12 protein-coding genes and 1 other annotated feature (1 of these 13 only partly in view) are annotated in these 15,711 nt (G+C 48.1%); of the genes, 6 read left to right on the top strand and 6 right to left on the bottom strand.

The features are described from left to right. Positions 1-156: a binding site (T-box leader), on the bottom strand; it reaches 64 nt to the left of the window's first position. Between the two features lie 420 nt (positions 157-576). Further along, complete coding sequence (locus DESDE_RS18135; RefSeq protein ID WP_014795481.1) at positions 577-1,914, top strand: methyl-accepting chemotaxis protein; 1,338 nt, start codon at positions 577-579, stop codon at positions 1,912-1,914. 52 nt (positions 1,915-1,966) lie between these two features. Here the strand turns inward: DESDE_RS18135 and DESDE_RS18140 are convergent, their stop codons facing one another. Both DESDE_RS18140 and DESDE_RS18145 read right to left on the bottom strand, forming a co-directional pair. Continuing rightward, positions 1,967-3,367, bottom strand: coding sequence for an FMN-binding glutamate synthase family protein (locus tag DESDE_RS18140; protein ID WP_014795482.1), 1,401 nt, complete (start codon positions 3,365-3,367; stop codon positions 1,967-1,969). A gap of 100 nt (positions 3,368-3,467) precedes the next feature. Then, a complete protein-coding gene (locus DESDE_RS18145) occupies positions 3,468-4,253 on the bottom strand; it encodes a TIGR04086 family membrane protein (protein ID WP_014795483.1) in 786 nt (261 codons plus the stop codon). A gap of 167 nt (positions 4,254-4,420) precedes the next feature. On the opposite strand from DESDE_RS18145, the gene DESDE_RS18150 reads away from it, so the two are divergent. Next, on the top strand, positions 4,421-5,110 hold the full coding sequence (locus tag DESDE_RS18150; protein WP_014795484.1) for a LysM peptidoglycan-binding domain-containing protein: 690 nt from the start codon (positions 4,421-4,423) through the stop codon (positions 5,108-5,110). Here DESDE_RS18150 and DESDE_RS18155 read toward each other — a convergent pair. From DESDE_RS18155 to lonB, 4 genes are all read right to left on the bottom strand, one after another. Continuing rightward, a complete protein-coding gene (locus DESDE_RS18155) occupies positions 5,079-6,074 on the bottom strand; it encodes a sodium:calcium antiporter (protein ID WP_014795485.1) in 996 nt (331 codons plus the stop codon). The genes DESDE_RS18150 and DESDE_RS18155 overlap by 32 nt on opposite strands. A gap of 120 nt (positions 6,075-6,194) precedes the next feature. Next, positions 6,195-6,836 (bottom strand): ribosome biogenesis GTP-binding protein YihA/YsxC, encoded by a 642-nt coding sequence (gene yihA, locus DESDE_RS18160; protein ID WP_014795486.1) that lies wholly within the window; start codon positions 6,834-6,836, stop codon positions 6,195-6,197. Between the two features lie 188 nt (positions 6,837-7,024). Further along, positions 7,025-9,439 (bottom strand): endopeptidase La, encoded by a 2,415-nt coding sequence (gene lon, locus DESDE_RS18165; protein WP_014795487.1) that lies wholly within the window; start codon positions 9,437-9,439, stop codon positions 7,025-7,027. Between the two features lie 132 nt (positions 9,440-9,571). Beyond that, on the bottom strand, positions 9,572-11,311 hold the full coding sequence (lonB, locus tag DESDE_RS18170; RefSeq protein ID WP_014795488.1) for an ATP-dependent protease LonB: 1,740 nt from the start codon (positions 11,309-11,311) through the stop codon (positions 9,572-9,574). Positions 11,312-11,993: 682 nt separating this feature from the next. On the opposite strand from lonB, the gene trpC reads away from it, so the two are divergent. From trpC to trpB, 4 genes are read left to right on the top strand one after another with little or no spacing between them, the layout of a single operon-like run. Continuing rightward, on the top strand, positions 11,994-12,800 hold the full coding sequence (trpC, locus tag DESDE_RS18175; protein ID WP_014795489.1) for an indole-3-glycerol phosphate synthase TrpC: 807 nt from the start codon (positions 11,994-11,996) through the stop codon (positions 12,798-12,800). Further along, positions 12,788-13,471 carry a phosphoribosylanthranilate isomerase gene (locus DESDE_RS18180; protein ID WP_014795490.1) on the top strand — a complete coding sequence of 228 codons (684 nt, stop codon included), beginning with the start codon at positions 12,788-12,790 and terminating at the stop codon, positions 13,469-13,471. The genes trpC and DESDE_RS18180 overlap by 13 nt, the downstream gene beginning before the upstream one ends. Further along, positions 13,468-14,478, top strand: a complete 1,011-nt coding sequence (gene trpD, locus DESDE_RS18185; protein ID WP_014795491.1) for an anthranilate phosphoribosyltransferase — start codon at positions 13,468-13,470, stop codon at positions 14,476-14,478. The genes DESDE_RS18180 and trpD overlap by 4 nt, the downstream gene beginning before the upstream one ends. 19 nt (positions 14,479-14,497) lie before the next feature. Continuing rightward, entirely contained in the window at positions 14,498-15,697 is a 1,200-nt protein-coding gene (gene trpB, locus DESDE_RS18190) for a tryptophan synthase subunit beta (protein WP_014795492.1), read from the top strand. Positions 15,698-15,711 lie beyond the last annotated feature (14 nt).

A 15,711-nucleotide genomic window follows, 5' to 3' on the forward strand; every position in this document is an offset into this window, starting at 1 on the left:
TTGCACTTTAATGCTATAACGGGCAAACCGTCAAGGACTACTCTGTTCATCCTTGCCCCTCCTGTACGACCCAAGTCTCCAAGCGGAAAAGACTCTCAGCAAGTGTCTTTCTCTCTGAACCGTTGGTTAACTTTTCCTCACACTCTTAGGGTTTCATTACACTCAATTATAATATAATTTATTATATCCATCAGAAGCACTCATGTCAAAGAAAACCCCAAAAGTACGGCGTTCGCGCTTGTCTCACAGCTAAGATTATACATCTTAAAACTCTCCGGATGCACTCTGCATTACGAATCTAGATACCTATGTGCTAAAAGTCATTAACTATTAACAAAACCAGTACTCCACAATTACAAAAACCTATGATACAATAGAGACGATTAAATTTTCCAATAATTCCAATCCACTTTTTCCCTTTCTCTTTTCTATAACCTCGCTGTATACTAATAGTGAAAGAATCCTACATCTTCTCAATTCCTTTCATATCATTTTTGGCAGTACCTTCGGCACTTGTATTTTATTGTAATAATTCCTGAATTTTTCGTGGCAAAATTCATGTAAAGGAGGCATTAAATGAACAGTTTTTTAGACAGAATAAGCGAGTTCTTCTTTAAGCATTCCAGCATAGTACGCTGGTGGTTTAACTTATCCGTATCGGCAAAGCTCAGCCTGGCCTTCGGCATTAATGCTTTGATTACTCTTTTAGCCGGCGGGGTTGTGTACTTTATGGTTAAGACAGGGGCCAACCTGGAGCAAAACATCACTATATATCTAGTTCTACTTGTTATAGCAGGACTTATAATCTTTGTTTACGGACTTTACATATCTTACTTAATAGCAACTCCACTACGCCACGGTGTACAATTCGCTGAAAAAATGGCTCAAGGAGACCTTACTGCAACCCTATACAGCATGGGACAGGAAGATGAACTGGGGGCCCTCTGTAAATCTCTGAATCAAATGGCTGAGAATTTTCGTTCCTTGGTCGGAGACATCACCCATAGCGCCGACGTTTTTGCCGAATCTTCTCAGGTTCTGTCCACTCAATCGGGAGGGACCAGTGAATCAGCTCAACTAGTTTCATCCTCCATCCATCAAGTGGCATCCGGATCTCAGACACAAGCCAATAGCGTCCAAAATATCATGAGCTCCATCCAATCCATGGCCCATGGCATTCGTCAGATTGAAGAGCATATTAATCTTGCGGATCAATCTTCAAGACAGTCTTTACAGCTTGCTCAGGACGGAGATACCGCCATGACCATGGTCAATCTTCAGATGGGACATATTCACGACTCTGTGGATAACACAGGACAGATCATCACCGCCCTTGGTGAAAAATCCACCGTCATAGGCTCCATCGTGGAAACTATCAAAGCCATATCGGATCAAACCAACCTTTTAGCACTGAATGCAGCCATCGAGGCTGCACGGGCCGGAGAACACGGTCGGGGCTTCAGTGTTGTCGCTGAAGAGGTTCGGAAGCTAGCTGAACAATCCACCCTATCCAGTGCCCAAATCGAAACCATCATTTTCGATATCAAGACCAGCCTTGACGAAGCTATCACCAGTATGAATTCGGAAAAAGAAGTGGTTCAAAGCGGAGCCAATGCCATTCAAAATGCACAACAGGCCTTCACACGGATTAAGGAAAGCACTCAAATCCTGAGTGAGCAGATCCAAGAGATTTCTGCCCTATCCAGTGGCATAACTCAAAGTTCAGATATCATCGCCCATGAGGTAACCCAAGTTGCCGCTATCTGTCAAGAGACCACCGCTCAGACAGAGGAAGTAGCCAGCAGCAGCTCTGAGCAAATGCTAGCCATGCAAGAGATCAACGCTTCTGCTCAAGAACTTTCAAAGACGGCTCAAGAGCTCCAACATGCAGCTCGCAAATTCATCCTAAATTAACACCAAAGACTAACTGAGACAAGGGATTCCTTGTCTCAGTTTTTTATTTTGCTCACCACGCTCTTGGAACTCCGGTTATCTCTGCTGTCCAATCATCCAACGCCACCAGATCATTAGGCCCAAGATCATGTATGGACTTCTTACCCAGAGCCCTGACTCCCTCTTCCATCTCAAGCATAAACGACTGAATAACATTCACTACACTTTGAGCAGCTAAATCCACATTCAATTGTTCCTTATATTTGGAGTTATAATAAACAAGCTGTGTCAAAGGCTCCCAAGGCATAACTTTGCCGATTTGTCTATGCACCAACGCAAACAATGGGACTGTGCCCAGGTTGACAGCATCTGCACCTAAAGCAATCGCCTTCAAGCATTTACCCGGAGTATCATATCCTCCTGATGCAATCAGGCTGACCTCCCCCCTTACCCCCTGCTCCATAAGATAGCGTTGAGCCCGTACAAGATTGTAAATACTGGGCATACCAAAATCGTCGGTGATCGTAGGAGAAGACGCCGCAGTCCCACCTTGCGCCCCACCGATACAAATCACATCAAAGCCGGCCTCAATAGCTACAGCCAGATCCGCCTCCAATCTTCCTCCACCCATAATTTTGATTCCGATGGGTTTACCACCGACCTCATTGCGCAGTTCCTGAACATAGCGCGGCCAATCCGACGGAGAGCTAATCCCCGGCAGATTGGCATATCCCTTTAGGGAAGCAACCGGTGATACTTTCATGAGCTTCTGAGCTTTTCCCTTGATTTCCTGGGGAGACAGGGTATGAGCTCCGAGTCGTGAACCTTGACCCATTTGCACCTCAATCATATCTGCTTCAGCTATCCCCTGGGGATTTCTGCCGTAGTCATAGCGGCTTATCTGCCAAATGAATTTACCCGCAGCCTTTCTTTCCTCAACAAGAAAGGGACCTTCTCCGGAATTGGTGGCTGTGCCACACTCATTAGCCGCTTTAGCCAAAGCAACTTTTGCCTCTTCACTTAAGGCGACACCATAGCCCATTCCCCCAATTAACAAAGGAATGGACAAATGCATAGGTTTTTCCGCCCTGGGTCCCAGGGTAACCGCCGAATCAATGGGAACATCGCTTTCCACAGGCAGTCTGACCAATTGAGCCGGTATAAACATTAGGTTATCAAAATTATTATAGGGTTTAGGACTTCCCAGAGGACGGCCGATCAATTTTCCTTCCTCCGCTCTAAGAGCGATTTCAAGGATATTTTGGACTGATGTCCTCCGCACAGCGCTCCAGAGTTCCATAAGATTCTCAGAATATTTGTCCTCCATCAAACGCCTAACGATGAGGTCAAAAATTCTCTGCACCCCAGTTCGAAAAAAACGCTTTCCTAAGAAGAAAAAAATAAATCCTAAAAGCAGCCAACCTAAAAAGCTGACCGCTAGCCCAAGGGTAAAAAAGAAAAGGGTATTTTCCACAAGACCATTCCTCTACTCATGCCGGTACTCCATCTCAAAGACTATCCTTACCGCACAGTTTCTAATAATCTATAGTTTATTACCCTTGTCAGATTCTATACTAAAGAACCTCTTCTTCCCACCATGCTTTACGGCAACTGGAAGAAGATTTATTTTTTTCTCCCCGCAGCCAATCTTCCCACTCATCCTCATCTGAACCGGCTTCCCTGTCAAAGCTTAATCCTAGCTGTTTGGGAAGTTTGCCTTTCCTACTCCGCTCTTGCTCCTCTTCCCACAAATCCATATCCGGTTTTTGCTTTTCTCCCCATCGACTCTCTTTCCTGGCTCTATTCCCCTTGACAATCGGTTCCTCATAAGACGCCTCCCAATCTTCCCCAAGCAAATCATCCCAATCATTTCCATGGTCATCCTCATCTCTATAAGTCCGGGAATAATCATAAGAGCCTCTGTAAATCTCACCGCTGCTATAAGCTCCTCTGCTGCTGTAACTATTACCCCATGAAGATACATTCGGGTTCCTCCAACCGGCCGGGCGAGAGGACTTACCTCCACTGCCCGCTCCGAAAGCACCCGAAAGAATACCGATCAACCCTCCTTCAGCCAATACCTGAATAACTCCCCAGGCCCTTAACTCCAAAAAAAGGGCCACCAAAATCACGCAAAACAAGACATACCCTAAACCAGAAACTCCGCCAAGGACCCATTGTCCACTTTCTCTTCCCGTCACATATCCTGCAGCGATACAGCTTGCTACCAATCCAATGTCCACCAAAGTCCCTGTGGATAATCCACCGACCTCCAGGGCTGTCCAAATCAACCCCGCAAATAAAGTTATAACGGTCACACCCAGAGCGGCACTAATTCCTTTGAGAATCGAATTGCCCATGAGCCTTTCGCTCCCTTCTCTTCGTTTACATCATATCTATGATGGACCTGTCCTCTTTATACCTGAATACACCATCCAGAGAAATTATTGGTGTTTTTTGTCATCAACTTTTTCTCCCATCCAATCCTCCTTAAGAATATAGTGATTAACAGAAAGGGGGAATCTCCATGGACTATACCCGTTATGTTGTACAACCTGGGGACAGTATCTATAAAATCGCTAATGCCTATAAAATCGAAATGTCCGATATCATCAATCTCAACCATCTTAAACATCCTGATCGCATCTATCCCGGTCAAGTCCTTCTACTCCCCACTTATGAGTTTAAGGATACAGTGCCTGGAGAAATATCTGAGCCCAACTTTACTTATGCTATGTGGTTATTCGATATCTATGCCGGAAAAGATTCTGAACTCTCGGCAGTTACGACTTACCTATATCAAGCTGCCATCCTGGATCGGCCCGAGTTTGATGAGCTCCTACGCCCCATTGCCTATGACGAACTCCGCCACCTTGAGCAGTTGGCTTGGTGCATTCGCTTTTTAGGGGTGGATCCCCGTTATGGATCCTTCAGCAAAGGACGTTGGTTTGACTGGCGTTCCCGTTATCTTAATTACTCCACAGAGCTTTGTGATATTCTAGACTATAACATGAAGGACGAAGCTGCTGCCGTAAAGCATTACACAGATTTGGCACGAAAAATCCCCCTGCCTGAAATCCAAACTATCCTCCTTCAATTAGCTGCGGACGAAGAACGCCACTATCAGTGTTTAGCCCAAGCAAAAATGCAGTTCTGCGGGTGTGAGTCTTCACAAACCCTTCCCTTCAATGAAGGGGGAAGCGGAGAAGCGTTATGATAAAGAGTAAATAAAACCCGCCTCCCATCATAAGATGGAGAGGACAAAGCGTACCCCGCCGACGCAAGGTGGTGTAGATAAACAATCCAGAACCAAGGGCCAGGATGGCGCTCCATAAAGCTAAAGGCTCCAGCTGCCAGGTTGTTAAGGCAATACCTAAGGCTGGAATAGTGGAGCTTTGAAAAACCATGGCTCCGGTGATATTTCCTAAGGCCAAAGTATCTTTTCCTCTCTTTAACCAGATGACACTATTAAATTTCTCAGGCAGCTCAGTAGCGACAGGAGTAATGATTAAGGATAGCACAAGGGCAGGAATTCCCGTAGCTTGAGCAACCGATTGAACCGCATCCACAAAAGCATGAGCCCCTGCCACCATCCCTGAAAGGGCAAACATCAGTTGGGTTAAAATAATGACCAGGGAAGGGTTCGTCTTGCGTTGGGCAAAGTAAAGAGGTGCCAAATGGCCGTGGTCTTCAGTTCCGAGACTGTTGCGCACAGTTTTTATGACATAGCTGATATAAAGCAGAAGTAAAAGGGCGGCTACAGCAAGCTTCAGCTCTCTGGCGGGCAAGAAAGAGGCGAATATAGCCAAACTATAGACCAAAAGAAAAAAAGAAAGATCCCGTTTAATAACCGCTGTATTAATGAACAAGGGCTTGTTATTACGTCGAAAAATAAGAACCGCTGCACCTGAAATGAAAAAAGCCAGGGTGATCAACATGAAAGGAGCACCTAAAATGGCTCCGATACCCACTTCAGCAGCATCTCCTCCTCCCATTCCCAAAAAAGCGATGATGGGAACCATAGTCTCCGGCAAAGCAGTCCCTACAGCAGCCAGCACACTCCCTACCGCCCCTGCCCCGAGATGGAGACGTTTTCCCAACCACTCCACACCATTGGTAAACACTTCGGCCGACATTAAGATAATCCCCAGACCGATTAATAACATCACTAAATCACTCAAAAGGCTTCCGCTCCTTACATACGCTTTTGGGATTACCGTGGAGGGTAATCGATCCCAATAATGTATATTCGGAGAGAAGCCTTCTCATTATCAATAACACTCATATACTATAAAACATTTTTAGATATCTTGTTGCCGGTCTTCTGCCTCGTCATACTCTTCTGTTCCATCATCCATAGAGAGAATCTCTTCGACTGCTTCATGAAGCTCAGGAACTCCCAGGCCTGTCTCAGCAGAGTAGGTAATGATCATATGCCAATCAGGAATATGCAACGCTTTAGCAATTTGACTCAGGTGCTTTCCCCATTGTCCTTTGGAGATTTTGTCCGCTTTGGTGGCCACCACGAGCACCGGAATACCCCGATTCCGTAAAAATGCATGCATCTCCTGATCTTCAACACTGGGGACGTGACGAATATCCACCACTTGAATTACGGCTCTCAGATTCTCCCGTCGGGAGAAGTACTCTTCCATCATCTTGCCCCAATTCGCTTTGATTTCTTTGGAGACTTTGGCATATCCGTACCCCGGTAAATCCACAAAGGACCACTCATCATTGATGCGGTAAAAATTAAGCATTTGGGTCTTGCCCGGAGTGTTCCCCGTACGAGCGAGATTCCTCCGGTTGATAAATTTATTAATCAATGAAGACTTGCCCACATTAGAGCGACCTGCTAAAGCAATCTCAGGTCCGGTCAACTCCGGGTACCCTTTAATATCCACTGCAGAAGTAACAAATTCCGCCTTGCGAATAGTAATCACACACATACTCCTTCCGGGACCAAGGGGTCAGGTCAAAAGGTCCCGCTTTATATTCACACACAACAGCAGTCAGGGAAATGAGACAAGGGCTCACTCCCTTGTCCCACCCTTTTTGCCTTATAATTTTTATCAATTTTTCTTTGTGACCTTAGATAAAACAAGGCCTCAATCTCTCCCCATGCTCCACACTAGGAGATAGGGCGGTCCTCAGGAGTAGGGTCGGGAGGAATATCTCCCTGCCCAAACATCGGGAAGCGATTCATGGAGCTTAAGTATTCTTCAGATTCCGCTACCGGGAGAAGGGCGATCTTGATAACATCCTCCATCCGACTGACAAAATGGAATTCCAGCTCCTTGCGCACATTTTCCGGGACTTCTTCTAAGTCCTTGCTATTTTGCTCAGGCAAGATAACCTGTTTGATTCCTGCCCGGTGAGCGGCAAGAACTTTTTCCTTCACTCCACCGATAGGGAGAACATTGCCCCTCAGGGTGATTTCACCGGTCATGGCTAAATCGGAAGGCACTGCTCGTTTGGCTAAAGCTGAAGCCATAGCCGTAGCCATTGTAATTCCTGCGGATGGACCATCCTTAGGAATCGCTCCTTCAGGAACGTGAATATGAAGATCGGTCTTTTCATAGAAATCATCCGGAATACCCAGCTCGCGGGAATGGGAGCGGACAAAGGTCCGGCCTGCATAAGCCGATTCCTTCATCACATCCCCTAGCTTACCGGTTAAGGTCAGCTGACCTTTTCCGGGCAGAGGAATCACCTCGATGGTTAAAACATCTCCGCCCACTTCCGTATAGGCCAGCCCTGTGGCTGCGCCAATTTCCGGTTTAAGCCTGGCTTTTTCGAACTGATAACGGGATGCTCCCAGAAGCTCTTCCAGTATCTCCTCCGTCAGTTCCACCGCCTTCCATTCCTTTTTCACGACCCGGGTCGCTACTTTACGGCACAGGTTGGCGATTTGACGCTCAAGGTTACGCACTCCCGATTCCCGCGTATAGCCTTGAACAATCTTTAAGATAACCCTGTCACCAAGCTCAAGTTGGCTAGCTTTTAAGCCGTGGGCTTTCATCTGCTTAGGTACAAGATATCGTTTGGCGATGTTGACCTTCTCATCCTCTGTATAACCACTTAAGGAGATAACCTCCATCCGGTCCAAAAGGGGCCTGGGAATAGTGTATAAAGAATTGGCCGTCATGATAAACAAAGTATGAGATAAATCATAAGGTAAATCCAAATAATGATCGGAGAAACTGAAATTCTGCTCAGGGTCTAGAACCTCCAGCAATGCCGCCGCCGGATCGCCCCGGAAATCCGAAGCCATCTTATCGATTTCGTCCAGCAGAAAGACTGGATTGGCAGTCCCCGCCGTTCTCATTCCCTGAATAATCCGTCCGGGAAGAGCACCAATATAAGTCCGTCTGTGTCCACGAATCTCTGCTTCATCCCGGACACCGCCCAAAGACATACGCACAAATTTCCGATCCAAAGCACGGGCTACGGATTTAGCCAGGGAAGTTTTCCCTACTCCCGGCGGTCCCACAAAACAAATAATTGGGCTTTTCATCTTGGGCGTCAGCTTGCGAATGGCTAAGAACTCGAGAATCCGCTCCTTGATCTTTTCCAGACCATAATGGTCCTCATTCAGTATTTTTTCCGCCCGCTTAATATCTGTTTTATCCTTGCTCATGTTCGTCCAGGGAAGAGCCAGAATCCAATCCAAATAGGTACGTACTACTGTCCCTTCCGAGGAAGCCTGGGGCATTTTTTCCAGTCGATCGATTTCCTTTAAAGCCCGCTCTTCCACTTCTTCCGGAAGCTTGGCCTGAGCGACCTTTTCCCGGTATTCCTCGACTTCGGCCTGCTTTTCATCCTTATCTCCCAATTCCTTCTGAATAGCCTTCATCTGCTCCCGGAGATAGTATTCCTTCTGAGTTTTTTCCATCTGCTTGCGCACCCGCAGACCAATGCGGCGCTCCAGTTCCAGAATCTCATTTTCCCGCATGATGATTTCTGCCAATCGCTCCAGCCGTTCAGCAACCTCCAGAGATTCCAGGATAGCCTGCTTATCTCCCAGCTTAAGATTCAGATGGCTTGCCACAATATCCGCCAAACGCCCAGGATCATTGACCCCCAGAACCGTTCCCAGAGTTTCCTGGGGAACTTTTTTACTGAGCTTGGCATACTCTTCAAACTGGTGTATCACCCCATGGGTCAGAGCATCGATTTCCGGGGTGATCTCTTGGACCCCCTCTTCCGCTTCTTCGACCCGAACTTTAAAATAAGGTTCATCCGTTATGAACTCAAGAATTTTTCCCCGGTTCTTTCCTTCCACGAGGATACGCATGGTTCCCCCAGGCAGCTTCAAAAGCTGCTTAATCTCAGCTAAAGTACCGATGGTATGGATGTCGTCAGGATTAGGAGAATCAATCTCAGTCTCTTTCTGAGCAGACAACAAAATGAGCCGCTCATCCATCATGGCTTGTTCAATGGCTGCCATAGACCGCTCCCGCCCCACATCTAAATGAATGACCATATATGGAAAGACTAAAATCCCCCTCAAGGGGAGCAATGGTAATTCTCTCTCTTTGCTCATATAATTTCCTCCCTAAAGAAAACCCTGCTTTTATTATTTTACCCGATGATACGTTTAGGCAAAGCTTCATTCATTCTGGTAGTGCGAAAAAAGCACACTATCGTTAGTGTGCCATTCTCCCTTAGATATATTCTAGCATGAGTGCCCTTGGTCAGGCAAATTAACAGAGTTGGAAGGGGTTTTAGGATTAATATCCAGACGAGATAAAATCTCATCGATCGCTGCATGCTTCTCTGGTTTTTCGTTGCCTTGCTCAACTAAAAGAGCACCTGCCAACACTTCATTAAGGGCCTCCACAGGAATCACTTCAAACCCTTCGGCATAATTCTTGAAGCGCTCCTGCCAATTCTCCTTCGGAATAAATACTCTGCGGCATCCCGCCTGATGGGCCGCTTCAATCTTAGCCGCGATTCCACCTACAGGCTTAACTCCCCCTCGAATGGATAATTCCCCTGTCATGGCTAAGTAATTATCCACCCTCTCTTTGCGAATAGCGGATACCACAGCTGTGGCAATGGCAATCCCTGCGGAAGGCCCATCAATAGGTACTCCCCCTGGGAAATTGACATGGATATCATAGTTATGGGGATGTATTCCTAATTGCCGCCGAATCACTGTAAGCACATTTTCCACAGAGCTTTTGGCCATACTTTTACGGCGTGTCTTCCTAAAGCTGCTTCCTTGTTCCTCTTCTTCAACGATTCCTGTAACCAAAAGCTCCCCGGTGCCAGGAGTTACGGGATGAGCTGTAACTTCCAGTTCGATAAGCATTCCCATATTAGGGCCATAAACAGCCAAACCATTGACCAATCCGATTTCCGCCACCAAGGGCGCTTTACGTTCCGGCCTGGGTGCATACTGACCTGAAGTAACAACCCACTCCACTGTCGCCGCATTGATCTCCAATTTCTTTTCTGTCTGGGCTACACCGGCTGCCAATTGAACGATATTTACTGCCTCCCGCCCATTGGTAGCATACTGCTTAGCTACGTTCAAAGCACTGGGAGTAATGGGTGTTTCCATTTTCGCCGCAGCACCTCGGGCAATTTGAGCGATTTCTTCGGGAAGCAAAGAACGAAAGAAAACTTCCATACACCGGGAACGTATAGCCGGGGGAATCTCCTCCGGACTCCGTGTGGTCGCTCCCACCATGCGAAAATCTGCCGGCAGCCCGTTTTGGAAAATATCATGAATATGAACCGGAATATTCGTGTCTTCTGAGCTATAATAGGCACTCTCCAGGATGACCTTTCGATCCTCAAGAACTTTAAGCAGTTTGTTGATTTGAATCGGATGCAGTTCCCCGATCTCATCGATAAAAAGAACACCGCCATGAGCCTTGGTCACAGCTCCCGCCTTTGGCTGGGGAATCCCGGCCATGCCCATGGCACCCGCTCCTTGATAAATAGGGTCATGAACCGAACCGATCAAAGGATCGGCGATTCCCCGCTCATCAAAACGAGCGGTGGCTCCATCGATTTCTATAAACTTTGCATCCTCTTTAAAAGGGGACATGGGGTTTTTCTTCGCTTCCTCAAGAACCAGGCGGGCAGCCGCCGTCTTTCCCACACCCGGAGGACCATAGATCAGAACATGTTGAGGATTGGGCCCGCATAGAGCTGCCCTGAGAGCCTTAATCCCCTCTATCTGACCCACAATCTCTTCAAAATGAGCCGGCCGGGTCTTTTCCGCCAAGGGGGTGGTAAGAGCAATTTTGCGCATCTTTTCTAACTTTTCCAGTTCCTTTTTGGACTCCCGCTCAATGGAGACCTTGTTCCCCTGCTGGGATTTAAGCAATCCCCAAAAATATAAGCCAATAATAACAGCAAAGATCAGCTGCACCATCATAACAATTCCAGTCAATCCAACCATACTTTCTATTCCCTCCTGAAGCAAATACTTTACCTTTGGTAGTATTGCCAGAGAATAGTTTTTGAAAACTTTTTAAAATACTATTTGACATTTATTTTTGAGCACTCTATAATAACAGTAAATTTATCCAGTAAATGCTAATGACAAGAAAGAGTACACCTTAGCCGGAATGTCCAAGAGAGTCAGCGTTGGTGGGAGCTGATACAGACTGTTTGGTGGAATGGGTCTTTGAAGCGCAAGCTGAACGACTTTTTATCTTGAATCTCAGGATAGAGATGTCCAGTAGGTAAGCCGGGGGTTTCCCGTTACAGAAACACGGGTATCGAGAGCATTGATAATTCTCTCCGCATCCGGTTAGAGGTATGGGACAACTTTTTTTACTCCAGTCGATTTCGCTGACCCATATAAATTAAGGTGGCAACACAGAAGTACTTTCTGTCCTTTTCATAGGACGGAAAGTTTTTTTATTACCTAAAACAAAGTGCTGCCCTCCTCTGGATGAATAACGGTAACTTGCATGTCCGTTATCTTTGCGGCCAGATGAAGACAATGTTTCTCCGTACTTGATAGAGGTACTTGTGGACACACAAGTACAAATTAAGGTGGCACCACAGAAGCTTTCTGTCCTTTGGGATAGAAGGCTTTTTTTGGTATAAAAATTCCCCTGCGGAGGTGATTGCCCATGGACATTCTCGAAAGAATTCTCAATGAGAAAAGAAAAAGGCTCCGGAATCTTGAAAAACAAACTCCCCTTTCAGAGCTTAAACGGCAATTAAAGGACAAAGTCCCTGCCATCTGTCCCGAAAAGCAAGGGCTTACCCCCAATTCCTTCCATGTCATTGCCGAAATCAAGCGCGCCTCCCCAAGCCAGGGGATTATACCTTGGCGTCTCTCCCTCGAAGAAACTCTTCAGGCTTATGAATCCGGTGGAGCCTCTCTTATCTCCATACTCACCGAGGAAAATTTCTTCTTTGGGGGACCTGAGGACTTTCAAAAAATCCGCTCCTTAACCTCCCTTCCGCTCCTGCGTAAAGATTTTATCTTCTCTGAATATCAGGTTATCGAAAGCAGTGTCATGGGAGCGGATATAATTCTTCTCATTGCCGGGATTCTGGACGCTGCCGCACTATCCAATCTCCTTCACCTGACCCACGAACTGGGATTGAGAGCCCTGGTAGAATGCCGTGATGAAGAGGATATTTCCCAGGCACTTAAAGCTGGAGCGAAGATCATCGGCATCAACAACCGGGACCTGCGAACTTTCCGGATAAATCTTGAACGCACCCAAACCCTTAGCCCCCTGATTCCACCTAATTGCATCCTGGTTAGCGAAAGTGGAATTCATACTCCCGAAGATGCTGCATTCGTCTCCAAGTATGGCGCTCAGGCAGTCCTCGTAGGCGAATCCTGCCTCCTGTCCCCTGATCCTGCCCTGCATATCCGCTCCCTGCGTGAAGCAGGTCTGGGGGTGAGGACATGCCCAGGATAAAAATCTGTGGAATCCGTACTTTTGAAGAAGCCCGTTGGGCAGTTGAAGCCGGTGCAGATGCCCTGGGATTCATCTTCGTCCCCTACAGCAAACGTTATATCAAACCTGAGACCGCTCGGGAGATTATCCTTCGCTTACCCCCCTGGATAGGCAAAGTTGGAGTTTTCGCCCAGGAATCTCCCAAAAATGTCAGCCAAATTATCCGCGGGTGCCCCTTAGATACCCTTCAATTGCATGGGAATGAGGATCCTAGACTCTATCACCACCTGCCCGTAATAAAGATCAAAGCACTCTCTCTTCCCCCCGTACCTGATTCTGCCTCGGATGCGGATCCCACCTCCCAATCTTTTCTTGCCCAGTTCAGGGGGCTCCCCCCGGCCTCCCTCCATGGGATTCTCTTGGACTCGGCCCTCCAGGGGATGGCAGGTGGAACAGGGGCCCCCCTCCCCTGGCATACCCCAGAGTTCCAGGATCTTCTACGCAGAGTCAAGAACCTTGGTTATCCTCTGATTCTAGCCGGGGGGCTCAGCCCTGACAACGTCCTGGAGGCCATCCGTTTAACCCAGCCTTACGGGGTGGATGTCAGCTCCGGAGTAGAGCGAGATGGTCGCAAAAATCGTGAAAAAATCCAACACTTTATCTCACGAATAAGAAAGGAGCCACCACTATGACCCAGGCGATTCGTCAATCCCTAAACCTCCTATCCCTGAAGCAGGATCTCCCTGCAGAGTTAGCTTTTACCGTAGTCCAGGACCTTTTGGCCGGGAAACTAACCCCGGCTCAGATTGGGGGACTGCTCCTGGGGCTAAGTCTTAAAGGAGAAACCCCTGGAGAAATCGCGGCCTTTGCTCAAACCCTAAGGGATGCCGGCCTTAAGATAAAAGCTCCTGAAGGGACCCTGGATACCTGTGGAACCGGAGGAGACCGCAGCGGTACCTTTAATATCTCCACAACCACAGCTTTTGTCATCGCCGGGGCCGGAGTTCCGGTAGCCAAACACGGAAACCGCTTTGCCTCCGGCCGTTGCGGCAGTGCCGATGTGTTAGAGCAGCTAGGCATTTCTCTCAAAACCACCCCGGAATCCAGTGAACGCCATCTCCAGCACATCGGCATGACCTTCCTTTTTGCTCAGATTTATCATCCCGCTATGGCAAAAGTCGCCGCCGAACGCCGCGAACTCGGTGTCCGAACTATTTTTAATCTCTTGGGTCCCCTGCTCAATCCCGCCGGTGCCTCTTACCAATTGCTCGGGGTTTCCTCTCCCTCTCTACTCCCTAAAATGGCCAAAGCCCTCCAAATTCTCGGCATCAAACGGGCTGTCGTGGCTGTCGGTGAGGACGGTCTGGATGAAGTGACTCTGACAGGGGCTACTCAAGCCATACTCATTGATGGCGGGGAAATACGGCCCTTTATTATCCGGCCTGAAGAATATGGTCTCGACCTCTGTTCCCTTCGTGACCTTCAAGGGGGTTCACCCGCAGAAAACAGGGAGATTACCCTCCGCATTCTCCATGGGGAGAAAGGGCCCCAGCGGGATATTGTTTTGCTTAACGCCGGAACCGCTCTCTACGCCGCCAACAAAGTGACCGGCATCCAAGAAGGGATTGTCCTGGCTGCCGAGAGTCTGGATTCCGGGAAAGCCCTAAGCATACTGGAAAAACTCAGAGCATCTGCTTAGCTAAAGGGAGGGTTTAATCATGATTCTGAAGGACCAAGACTTTATACCTCAACCAAACCGTTTCGGCAGCTATGGGGGGGCTTATGTCCCCGAGACCCTCATCCCTGTTTTGGATGAACTGGAACAGGCTTATTATGAAGCCCGGGAAGATCCCGGCTTTCAGAAAGAGTTGGAAGAGCTCTTAGCCAACTATGTAGGGCGCCCTTCCCTCCTCTACTATGCCCAAGGGCTCAGTAAATCCCTGGGCGGGGCCAGGATTTATCTCAAACGGGAAGATCTTAATCATACCGGTGCTCATAAAATCAACAACACCATGGGGCAAATTCTCTTGGCCAAACGAATGGGAAAAACCCGAGTCATCGCAGAGACAGGGGCTGGTCAGCACGGTGTAGCCACTGCTACCGCCTGTGCCCTTATGGGCTTGAATTGTGCGATCTACATGGGGGAGGAGGATGTAGGACGACAGCATTTAAATGTCTTGCGCATGAAAATGTTGGGCAGCGAAGTCCACTCGGTCACTACAGGATCAAAAACCTTAAAGGACGCCATCAATGAAGCCTTAAGAGACTGGGTTGCTCACCCCCAGGGCACTTTCTACTGTTTTGGGACTGCCGCCGGTCCCCATCCCTATCCCACCATCGTCCGGGATCTTCAGCGGATTATCGGTGAAGAAACCCGCTCTCAATTCCTAAATCTCCAGGGACGCCTTCCTGATCTGCTCATCGCCTGTGTGGGCGGGGGGAGCAATGCCATCGGTTTTTTCCATCCCTTTTTGGTCGACAAAAGTGTCGGACTGGTTGGGGTTGAAGCCGGGGGAATAGGCCCGGGCATAGGAGAACATGCAGCCACCTTGTCTTTAGGCCGTCCCGGCATCCTTCACGGGGCTTATAGCTATCTTTTGCAAGATGAGGATGGTCAGATTCCCGACACCCACTCCATTTCAGCCGGTCTCGATTACCCTGGCGTCGGGCCTGAGCACAGCTACCTGAAAGACACTGGACGCGTCCACTATGTCAGTGTAACAGATGCCGAAACCCTGGAGGCCAGCCATCTCCTTGCCCGCACAGAGGGAATCCTGCCCGCCCTCGAAAGCGCCCACGCCCTTGCCTACGCCATTAAAATCGCCCCCACCCTTTCCCCCGAAAAACACATCATCGTCAATTTATCCGGTCGGGGGGACAAAGACATGGAAACTTTTGCTCAATACATTCACGATTAACTAAGGAGGGAATG

This window comes from Desulfitobacterium dehalogenans ATCC 51507 (assembly GCF_000243155.2).
GTDB lineage: Bacteria > Bacillota > Desulfitobacteriia > Desulfitobacteriales > Desulfitobacteriaceae > Desulfitobacterium > Desulfitobacterium dehalogenans.